Here is a 12,615-nt window from a genome sequence, read left to right as displayed (position 1 = left end):
ACTCACAAAAGGTGTATTTCAACGACTTTATGGGTAGTTTGTCGACGAATGTATTTAGTATTGAGCACTTTACATATTTTCGCGGCACCAAAACTACTAATTTAATCCTAGACAGTATTATTTAGTCTTGAAACTATTTAACCTTATGGTCCACATGCGATGTTATTCTGCTAAAAATTCTGAAACGACTTTTGTTGGATTTTTAGAAACCAATTCTTCCCTTTTATCGTATGTGTTCTATATTTTGAAAACTAAGTTAGTTTATTTGGTTTCTGATATTTCTATTTCACAAATAATGGTTGTCTATGCGTAATTTTACTTTTAAAAAGATTAGTTTATTTAAATTAATCTCATTTTTAGTTTTTTTCTTTTTTATAAATTTTAATGCTTCTGCTCAGTTTTATACAAAACATTATATCGCGCCGGCACCCTGGCAGTACTTTAGTAAAGCGAATGAAATTGTAATCGCAACAAATTCTGTTGCAGAAATAAATATAACGGTAGCGAAAAGTGATGGCACTTTTATAGCTTCACTGAAGGCTAAAAAAGGGACGCCGGCTGTTTACAGATTTCCGCTTTTAGCAAAAAATCTTCCAATGAATGCCTTAGATACTGTACTTACAGGTGCGGGATTAATTGTAACTGCAGATGGACCAGTAGCTATAAATCTACGAAATATTGCTTCGGATGATTATTCCAATGGTGATAATGTTGATGCTAATATAAAAGGAAATGCAGCACTTACAAGCTTTGGAGATGCAGGGATTGGAGTCCGTTTTCGAATAGGTTATTACAGAGATGGTTCATTGGGAACTTTTAGCACCTTTGGAGATCAAAGGCCAATCTATAGTATTATGGCTACCGTTGATAATACATCTGTAAAGATAGATAACGTTGTTAAAGCGACATTAAATGCGGGACAAAGTTATTTGTTTAAGGCTCCAATGGGAACTTTAGTAGAGTCTTCAAATCCATCAGTGATGAATACATCGGCTGCTATAGATGTACCGGGTGGTTGTGGAGATGGCGCTTTTAATCAGATTCCTCCTGAATCCGTTTTGGGAACTGAATATTTTCTGGAACGAGGAACGGGAAATAATACAGCAGAACAGACTACTGTAGTAGCTACAAAAGATAATACCAAGGTGACCATAGAAGGTTATTCAGCTACCGGAGCACTTATATCTACAACTACTCAGACTTTGGCGCAGGCAGGGAAGTTTTATACTTTTGTAAATGGTGTTCCCGGCACAAGTTTTACGGCATCTCATATCGTTGCCGATAAGAGGGTTGCTGTGTATTCAGGGACTGCACAGAATTGTGAAGTTGATATTTCAACAATTGCACCAGTATCAGAATGTGGAGGATCTAATTTTATAGAAACAACCAAATTTAAAAATTATGCTTCAAATAATTTAGATTATTTTGGGTACATCCTTTTACGAAGTGCTACCGAAGTTGTAACCGTAAATGGTACTAATATTGCAAGTATCTCTGGTGTTGCAGCCCGTTATCAGATAGGTTCAACAGGCTGGTATTTAATAAACTTTAATAGTGTGCAAATTGGAAGTCCGGAAGTACTTTCTATTGCAAGTAATGCTAAACTTACCGTTTCGATAGTACAACAAGCAGGAGGATTCTCAATGGCAGGATTTTTCTCGAGTTTTGCTGCTCTGCCTGACGATCCTACTATGGCGTATGTTTCTGGAGGAGGATGTACTAATAACACAGCAACGCTAACAACTCCTTCCGGTTTTGCACCCTATCAATGGTTTTATAATGGCACAGCAATTTCTGGTGCAAATTCAGATACATATATAGCTACCAAAACAGGTTCTTATGCAGTAGCTTCCACTTTAGCATGTGGTGTTCAAACGCAGTCTAAACCGGTTTCAGTTACTTTATGTACAGATTTGGGAGTTACAAAAACGGTTGATAATGCAACACCATGTGTAGGCTCTAATGTAGAATTTACAGTTACTTTAAGCAACTTAGGGGTTAACAATGCCACAGGCGTTTCTATAAACGATTTGCTTCCTACGGGATATACTTATGTAAGTTCAGTAGCCTCAATTGGAAATTATAATTCAACAACCGGGGTATGGAGTATTGGAGATGTTGATGGAGGAGTTAGCCGAACATTAAAAATTACCGCAAAAGTAAACGCTACCGGAGTTTATAACAATACGGCAGCATTACCAAATTCTACAGTAGATAGTAATTCGGCCAATAATTCGGCAAGTGTTTCAACAACCCCTAAGCCATTACCAGTAGCGCTTTCCCTAACAGGAAGTACCATCTGTATTCCTGCATCAGGAGGGACAATTACATCCACAACGTCAGTTAATAATGTAAATTATCAATTATACAATTCAGCGAATACCGCTGTTCAGGCAGTAAAAGCAGGAACAGGATCTGGCCTTACCTGGTCAGGTCTTTCTGCAGGTACAGGTTATTATGTGATTGCGACTAATGCTGGAATGTGTACAATTACCAGTAATGTTGTTGCTGTTGTATCAGATACCCAAAAACCGACAATCACTTGTCCTTCGAATGTTACAAAAACAACAGATGCCAATTCATGTACTGCAACGGGAGTTACACTAGGAACCCCAACCACCGCAGATAACTGTGGAGTGGCTTCGGTAGCCAATAACGCACCGACCTCGTACCCAATCGGAGTAACAACGGTAACGTGGACTGTTACGGATAATTCAGGAAACACGCAGACTTGTACGCAAACCGTAACGATAACCGATACCCAAAAACCGACAATCACTTGTCCTTCGAATGTTACAAAAACAACAGATGCCAATTCATGTACTGCAACGGGAGTTATACTAGGAACCCCAACGACAGCAGACAATTGTGGAGTGGCTTCGGTTACGAACAATGCACCAAGTTCATACCCAATCGGGATCACAACGGTAACGTGGACTGTTACGGATAATTCAGGAAACACCCAAACGTGTACCCAGACCGTAACGATAACCGATACCCAAAAACCAACAATCACTTGTCCTTCGAATGTTACAAAAACAACAGATGCCAATTCATGTACTGCAACGGGAGTTACACTAGGAACCCCAACCACCGCAGATAACTGTGGAGTGGCTTCGGTTACGAACAATGCACCAACTTCTTATCCAATTGGAGTAACAACGGTAACGTGGACTGTTACGGATAATTCAGGAAACACCCAAACATGTACCCAGACTGTAACCGTAACCGACACCCAAAAACCGACAATCACTTGTCCTTCGAATGTTACAAAAACAACAGATGCCAATTCATGTACTGCAACGGGAGTTACACTAGGAACCCCAATGACAGCAGACAATTGTGGAGTGGCTTCGGTTACGAACGATGCACCAAATTCTTATCCAATTGGAGTAACAACGGTAACGTGGACCGTTACGGATAATTCAGGAAACACCCAAACGTGTACCCAGACTGTAACCGTAACCGATACCCAAAAACCGACAATCACTTGTCCTTCGAATGTTACAAAAACAACAGATGCCAATTCATGTACTGCAACGGGAGTTGTTTTAGGAACCCCAACGACAGCAGACAATTGTGGAGTGGCTTCGGTTACGAACAATGCACCAAGTTCATACCCAATCGGAATCACAACGGTAACGTGGACCGTTACGGATAATTCAGGAAATACCCAAACGTGTACCCAGACTGTAACGATAACCGATACCCAAAAACCGACAATCACTTGTCCTTCGAATGTTACAAAAACAACAGATGCCAATTCATGTACTGCAACGGGAGTTATACTAGGAACCCCAACGACAGCAGACAATTGTGGAGTGGCTTCGGTTACGAACAATGCACCAAGTTCATACCCAATCGGAATCACAACGGTAACTTGGACTGTTACGGATAATTCAGGAAATACGCAGACTTGTACGCAAACCGTAACGATAACCGATACCCAAAAACCGACAATCACTTGTCCTTCGAATGTTACAAAAACAACAGATGCCAATTCATGTACTGCAACGGGAGTTACACTAGGAACCCCAACCACCGCAGATAACTGTGGAGTGGCTTCGGTTACGAACAATGCACCAAGTTCATACCCAATCGGAGTGACAACGGTAACGTGGACTGTTACGGATAATTCAGGAAACACCCAAACGTGTACCCAGACTGTAACGATAACCGATACCCAAAAACCGACAATCACTTGTCCTTCGAATGTTACAAAAACAACAGATACCAATTCATGTACTGCAACGGGAGTTACACTAGGAACCCCAATGACAGCAGATAATTGTGGAGTTGCTTCGGTTACGAACAATGCACCAAATTCTTATCCAATCGGAGTGACAACGGTAACGTGGACCGTTACCGATAATTCAGGAAATACGCAGACTTGTACGCAAACCGTAACGATAACCGATACCCAAAAACCGACAATCACTTGTCCTTCGAATGTTACAAAAACAACAGATGCCAATTCATGTACTGCAACGGGAGTTGTTTTGGGAACCCCAATGACAGCAGACAATTGTGGAGTGGCTTCGGTTACGAACGATGCACCAAATTCTTATCCAATTGGAGTAACAACGGTAACGTGGACTGTTACGGATAATTCTGGAAATACAGAAAGTTGTACACAGAATGTAAATATCATAGGGCCAATTCTAGCTAAAGATGATACCGTAACTTCATTTAATGGCTATTCAGGAGGAACGGCTGTTTCGAATGTTTTGAGTAATGACCTTCTGAATTGTAATGCTGTCAATGGAAATGATGTTACTATTACATTAGCAAGTAGCTTACCTTCTGTTTTAAGTTTTAATACAAATACAGGATCAGTAGTAGTTAAGCCAAATACTCCAGTAGGAACTTATACATTTAATTATACAATTTGTGAAAATTTAAATTCTTCAAATTGTAGTACCGCTACAGTTTCGATTTCAGTATCAGCTCCATCAATCGACGCCGTTGCAGAAAACCTGGGTTCCATTAACGGAAGTGCAGGAGGAACCACAACAGTTTCCTTAATAGCAAGTGACACTGTAAACGGAACCCAAGCCGTAATTGGAACAAATCCGGGAGACGTAAAATTAACCGTAACGACTCCCATACCGTCAGGACTTACGATCAATAGCAATGGTACCGTAACCGTTGCCGCTAATACAGTTGCAGGAACTTACAATTTAGAATACACGATCTGTGAGATTAATAATCCAGGTAACTGTGATACAGCAACTTCAACAGTTATAGTTACAGCACCAGGAATTGATGCCGTTGCAGAAAACTTAGGATCCATTAACGGAAACCCAGGCGGAACTACAACAGTTTCCTTAATCGCAGGTGATACCGTAAACGGAGCACAAGCTATAATCGGAACGAATCCGGGAGAAGTAAAACTAACCGTAACAACTCCAATACCAGCAGGACTTACGATCAATAGCAATGGTACCGTAACCGTTGCCGCTAATACACCAGCAGGAAGCTACAATTTAGAATACACGATCTGTGAAATCAATAATCCGGGGAACTGTGATACCGCAACTTCAACAGTTGTAGTGACAGCACCAGGAATTGATGCGGTTGCAGAAAACTTAGGCTCGATCAATGGAAACTCAGGAGGCACCACAACAGTTTCCTTAAGCGCAGGTGATACCGTAAATGGAGCACAAGCCGTAATCGGAGCAAATCCGGGAGACGTAAAATTAACCGTAACGACTCCGATACCGTCAGGACTTACGATCAATAGCAATGGTACCGTAACAGTTGCCGCTAATACAGCAGCAGGAAGCTACAATTTAGAATACACGATTTGTGAAATCAATAATCCGGGGAACTGTGATACCGCAACTTCGACAGTTGTAGTGACAGCACCAGGAATTGATGCGGTTGCAGAAAACTTAGGCTCGATCAATGGAAACTCAGGAGGCACCACAACAGTTTCCTTAAGCGCAGGTGATACCGTAAATGGAGCACAAGCCGTAATCGGAGCAAATCCGGGAGACGTAAAATTAACCGTAACGACTCCGATACCGTCAGGACTTACGATCAATAGCAATGGTACCGTAACAGTTGCCGCTAATACAGCAGCAGGAAGCTACAATTTAGAATACACGATTTGTGAAATCAATAATCCGGGGAACTGTGATACCGCAACTTCAACAGTTGTAGTGACAGCACCAGGAATCGATGCCGTTGCAGACAATCTTGGATCCATAAATGGAAACTCAGGAGGCACCACAGCAGTTTCATTAATAGCAAGTGACACCGTAAACGGAACACAAGCTATAATCGGAACGAATCCGGGAGAAGTAAAACTAACCGTAACAACTCCAATACCAGCAGGACTTACGATCAATACAAATGGTACCGTAACAGTGGCCGCTAATACAATTGCAGGAAGTTACAATTTAGAATACATGATTTGTGAAATCAATAATCCGGGCAACTGTGATACTGCAACTTCAACGATTGTGGTAACAGCAGCAACTTTGGTGGCGAATTTAGATGCAGTTCCTTCAACCCTTAGTTCAAATGCGCCAAAGACACTCCTAAATGTTTTTGACAATGACACTAAAAACGGGGCAGCAGTAATCCCATCAGAAATAAAACTGACGGTGGCTACGGCCGACCCAAAAGGATATTTAACTGTAGATACCAATGGAAATGCCATATTAGGAGCCAACGCTCCGGCAGGAACTTACGAACTGACGTATGAAATCTGTGAGTTGCTAAACCCAGCAAACTGTAGTTCAAACCAAGTAAAAGTGACGATTAGCGCACCGGGAATCGATGCGGTTGCAGAAAACTTAGGCTCGATCAGCGGAAATGCAGGTGGAACAACAGCAGTTTCTTTAATAGCCAGTGATACCGTAAACGGAACCCAAGCCGTAATCGGAACCAACCCTGGAGAAGTAAAATTAACCGTAACGACTCCGATACCAGCAGGCCTTACGATCAATACAAATGGTACCGTAACAGTTGCCGCTAACACAGCAGCAGGAACTTACAATTTAGAATACACGATCTGTGAGATTAATAATCCGGGCAACTGTGATACCGCGACTTCAACAGTTGTTATTACAGCTCCATCAATCGACGCCGTTGCAGAAAACCTTGGTTCGATCAACGGAAATGCAGGCGGAACAACGACAGTTTCCTTAATAGCAGGTGATACCGTAAACGGAGCACAAGCCGTAATCGGAACCAACCCGGGAGAAGTAAAATTAACCGTAACGACTCCAATACCGGCAGGACTTACTATCAATACAAATGGTACCGTAACAGTGGCCGCTAATACAATTGCAGGAAGTTACAATTTAGAATACATGATTTGTGAAATCAATAATCCGGGCAACTGTGATACTGCAACTTCAACGATTGTGGTAACAGCAGCAACTTTGGTGGCGAATTTAGATGCCGTTCCTTCAACCCTTAGTTCCAATGCACCGAAGACACTCATAAATGTTTTTGACAATGACACTAAAAACGGGGCAGCAGTAATCCCATCAGAAGTAAAACTGACCGTGACTACAGCAGATCCAAAGGGATATTTAACCGTAGATGTAAATGGAAACGCGATATTAGGAGCCAATGCTCCGGCAGGAACTTATGAATTGACGTATGAAATCTGTGAGTTGTTAAACCCAACAAACTGCAGTTCAAACCAAGTACAAGTAACAATTACAGCAACAGGAATCGATGCCGTTGCAGAAAACCTGGGATCGATCAATGGAAACTCAGGTGGCACCACAACAGTCTCTTTAATAGCAGGTGACACCGTAAACGGAGCACAAGCTATAATCGGAACGAATCCGGGAGAAGTAAAACTAACCGTAACGACTCCAATACCAGCAGGCCTTACGATCAATACCAACGGTACGGTAACAGTGGCAGCCAATACATCGGCAGGAAGTTACAATTTAGAATACACGATCTGTGAAATCAATAATCCGGGCAACTGCGATACGGCAACTTCAACATTGGTTGTGACAGCAGGAGTTTTGATAGCTAATTTAGATGCCGTTCCGGTAACACTTAGTTCCAATGCACCAAAAACACTCATAAATGTTTTTGACAATGACACTAAAAACGGAGCAGCAGTAATCCCATCAGAAGTAAAACTGACCGTGACTACAGCAGATCCAAAGGGATATTTAACCGTAGATGTAAATGGAAACGCGATATTAGGAGCCAATGCTCCGGCAGGAACTTATGAACTGACGTATGAAATCTGTGAGTTGTTAAACCCAACAAACTGCAGTTCAAATAAAGTAGAAGTAACGATTAGCGCACCAGAAATCGATGCCGTTGCAGAAAACTTAGGATCCATAAACGGAAATGCAGGAGGAACCACAACAGTTTCATTAATATCCAGTGACACCGTAAACGGAACACAAACTATAATCGGAACAAATCCGGGAGAAGTAAAATTAACCGTAACGACTTCGATACCGTCAGGACTTACGATCAATAGCAATGGTACCGTAACAGTTGCCGCTAACACAGCAGCAGGAACTTATAATTTAGAATACACGATCTGTGAAATCAATAATCCGGGCAACTGTGATACCGCGACTTCAACGATTGTGGTAACAGCAGCAACTTTGGTGGCGAATTTAGATGCCGTTCCTTCAACCCTTAGTTCCAATGCACCGAAGACATTCATAAATGTTTTTGACAATGATACTAAAAATGGAGCAGCAGTAATCCCATCAGAAGTAAAACTGACCGTGACTACAGCAGATCCAAAGGGATATTTAACCGTAGATGTAAATGGAAACGCCATATTAGGAGCCAACGCTCCGGCAGGAACTTATGAACTGACGTATGAAATCTGTGAGTTGTTAAACCCAACAAACTGCAGTTCAAACCAAGTACAAGTAACCATTAGCGCACCAGGAATCGATGCGGTTGCAGAAAACCTTGGTTCGATCAACGGAAATGCAGGTGGAACCACAATAGTTTCATTAACAGCAAGTGACACCGTAAACGGAACACAAGCTGTAATTGGAACCAATCCGGGAGACGTAAAACTAACGGTAACGACTCCGATACCGGCAGGACTTACGATCAATACCAATGGTACCGTAACAGTTGCCGCTAATACAGTTGCAGGAACTTACAATTTAGAATACACGATCTGTGAAATCAATAATCCGGGTAACTGTGATACTGCAACTTCAACAGTTGTTGTGACAGCACCATCAATCGATGCGGTTGCAGAAAACTTAGGCTCGATCAGCGGAAATGCAGGAGGAACCACAACAGTTTCGTTAATTGCAGATGACACCGTAAACGGAACACAAGCCGTAATTGGCACGAATCCTGGAGAAGTAAAACTAACCGTAACGACTCCAATACCAGCAGGCCTTACGATCAATACCAACGGTACGGTAACAGTGGCAGCCAATACACCGGCAGGAAGTTACAATTTAGAATATACCATCTGTGAGATCAATAATCCGGGGAACTGTGATACCGCAACTTCAACAGTTGTAGTAACGGCAGCAACTTTGGTAGCGAATTTAGATGCCGTTCCTTCAACGCTTAGTTCGAATACACCAAAAACACTTATAAATGTTTTTGACAATGACACTAAAAATGGAGTAGCAGTAATTCCATCAGAAGTAAAACTAACGGTGACTACGGCCGACCCAAAAGGATATTTAACCGTAGACACCAATGGAAATGCCATATTAGGCGCCAACGCTCCGGCAGGAACTTATGAATTAACGTATGAGATCTGTGAATTGCTAAACCCAACAAACTGTAGTTCAAATAAAGTAGAAGTTACGATTAGCGCACCGGGAATCGATGCTGTTGCAGACAACCTGGGTTCCATAAATGGAAATGCAGGCGGAACCACAACAGTTTCCTTAATCGCAGGTGATACCGTAAACGGAGCACAAGCCGTAATCGGAACAAATCCGGGAGAAGTAAAACTAACGGTAACGAGTCCAATACCAGCAGGACTTACGATCAATACAAATGGTACCGTAACAGTTTCCGCTAACACAGCAGCAGGAACTTATAATTTAGAATACACGATCTGTGAAATCAATAATCCGGGCAACTGTGATACCGCGACTTCAACAGTTGTTATTACAGCTCCATCAATCGACGCCGTTGCAGAAAACCTTGGTTCTATCAACGGAAATGCAGGCGGAACAACGACAGTTTCCTTAATAGCAGGTGATACCGTAAACGGAGCACAAGCCGTAATCGGAACCAACCCGGGAGACGTAAAACTAACCGTAACGACTCCAATACCGGCAGGACTTACTATCAATACAAATGGTACCGTAACAGTGGCCGCTAATACAATTGCAGGAAGTTACAATTTAGAATACACGATCTGTGAAATCAATAATCCGGGCAACTGCGATATGGCAACTTCAACAGTGGTTGTAGCAGCAGGCGTTTTGATAGCCAATTTAGATGCCGTTCCTTCAACCCTTAGTTCAAATGCGCCAAAGACACTGATTAATGTTTTTGACAATGACACTAAAAACGGAGCAGCTTTAATTCCATCAGAAGTAAAACTGACGGTGACGACAGCCGATCTAAAAGGATATTTGACAGTAGATGTAAATGGAAACGCGATATTAGGCGCCAACGCTCCGGCAGGAACTTATGAATTGACGTATCAAATCTGTGAGTTGCTAAACCCAACCAACTGTAGTTCAAACCAAGTACAAGTAACGGTTACAGCACCAGGAATCGATGCCGTTGCAGAAAACCTAGGATCCATAAACGGAAATGCAGGAGGAACCACAACAGTTTCGTTAATTGCAGATGACACCGTAAACGGAGCACAGGCCGTAATTGGAACAAACCCTGGAGAAGTAAAATTAACCGTAACGACTCCGATACCGGCAGGACTTACAATCAATAGCAATGGTACCGTAACAGTTGCTGCCAATACAGCAGCAGGAAGTTATAATGTAGAATACACGATCTGTGAGATCAACAATCCGGGGAATTGCGATACGGCCACTTCAACAATTGTTGTGACGGGAGCAGAATTGATAGCAAATGCGGATGTACTTGAATCAATAGTTGGATCAAATCAGCCAAGAAATCTTTTGAATGTTTTTTCAAACGATACTAAAAATGGTTTACCGATTGTGGTAAGCGAAATTAATCTGACTGTATTAACATCAGATCCAACAGGATTTGTCAAATTAAACTCTGACGGAACTCTGGTACTAGCAGCAAATGCACCGGCAGGAACTTACGAGTTAACCTATCAAATCTGTGAGAAGTTAAATCCAACAAGTTGCAGCACGGCTTCCATCAAAGTCACAGTGGTTGCACCACCAACGTTTATAATTCAGGCGAAAGATGATATGGCTGGCCCAATAGACGCGAGCAAAGGAGTAAGTACTTCATTGAATATATTTGATAACGATACTTTAAACGGATCAGCAATAAATCCGGCAGATGCGGTTTTAACTACGGTGATTCCAAATGCTAATTTAATTTTAAATGCTAATGGTTCTGTTGATGTGAAATCAGGAACGCCATCAGGAACATATCAGTTTACGTATCAGATTTGCGATGTTTCCAATCCTTCTAATTGTAGTCAGGCGATTGTGACTGTTACCGTATTGAATAGTACGAATCCGATAACTCCAACAGCACCAATTGTGGCAAATGATGATGCAGAAGTAGCTGTCGATGGAATAAACGGTTCTCTTGAATTTATTAATGTTCTGGATAATGATTTATTAAACGGAGCGGCAATAAATCCGACCGAAATACAAATTACCAAAACGTCAACAAGTCCTTATTTTGAATTGAATTCAGACGGAACTGTAAATGTAATGCCAAATACTCCGGGCGGACATTATACCCTGACGTATCAGATTTGCGAAAAGGCAAGTGCCTTAAATTGCAGTACGGCAACATTACATGTTTTTGTTGAATTTCCGGCTATTGCCATTATAAAAACAGCAGTCTTTAATGATGAAAATGCCAGCGGATATGCCAATGCAGGAGAAACTATTACGTATAAGTTTAAGATCACCAATACAGGTAACGTTCCATTAAAAGGCATCACGGTTAGAGATCCTTTACCGGGTATTGAAGTTTCAGGCCAGACAATTGATCTGGATGTCAATGAAACAGACGAGAACACTTTTACAGCACAGTATAAAATAAAACAGTCTGATATCAATCTTGGAAGTGTAAGCAATCAGGCAACCGCTCAGGGAGTTAGTGCCAGAGGAATTGTGGTTGATGATAAATCGGATAACGAAGACAATCTGGGAGATAAACCAACGGTGTTAGCCTTAAACGGTTGTATGATTGAACCTTTAAATGCATTCTCTCCAAACGGAGATAATAAAAATGCAAGATTTTACATTCGTGGAATAGAATGTTATCCTGAAAATATAGTTGAAATTTATAACCGCTGGGGTGTTTTGGTTTATGATATTGATCATTACAACAACGAAGAAAGAGTATTCAAAGGATTCTCAGAAGGCCGTGCCACCGTTAAACAATCAGACGGGTTACCGGTAGGAACCTATTTCTACATTTTAAAATATAAAGACAGTGCCTCAAATTCACACGAATTAAGCGGGTATCTGTATATGAATAAATAAAAAAATATAA

General features: G+C 41.6%; 1 protein-coding gene. It reads left to right on the top strand.

Annotated elements, in window-relative coordinates; translation table 11 throughout:
• The first annotated feature begins 305 nt into the window (after nt 1-305).
• A complete protein-coding gene (locus HAV12_RS20685) occupies nt 306-12,605 on the top strand; it encodes an HYR domain-containing protein (RefSeq protein ID WP_171571273.1) in 12,300 nt (4,099 codons plus the stop codon).
• The last annotated feature ends 10 nt before the right edge of the window (nt 12,606-12,615 follow it).

It is taken from the genome of Flavobacterium sp. CLA17 (assembly GCF_013112255.2).
GTDB classification, from domain to species: Bacteria; Bacteroidota; Bacteroidia; order Flavobacteriales; family Flavobacteriaceae; genus Flavobacterium; species Flavobacterium circumlabens.
This window is presented reverse-complemented; position numbering and strand designations above follow the sequence as displayed.

What these genes read in the sequence shown, in the direction of transcription:
- HAV12_RS20685 (WP_171571273.1), top strand. Translation starts at nt 306, where the DNA reads ATGCGTAATTTTACTTTTAAAAAGATTAGTTTATTTAAATTAATCTCA.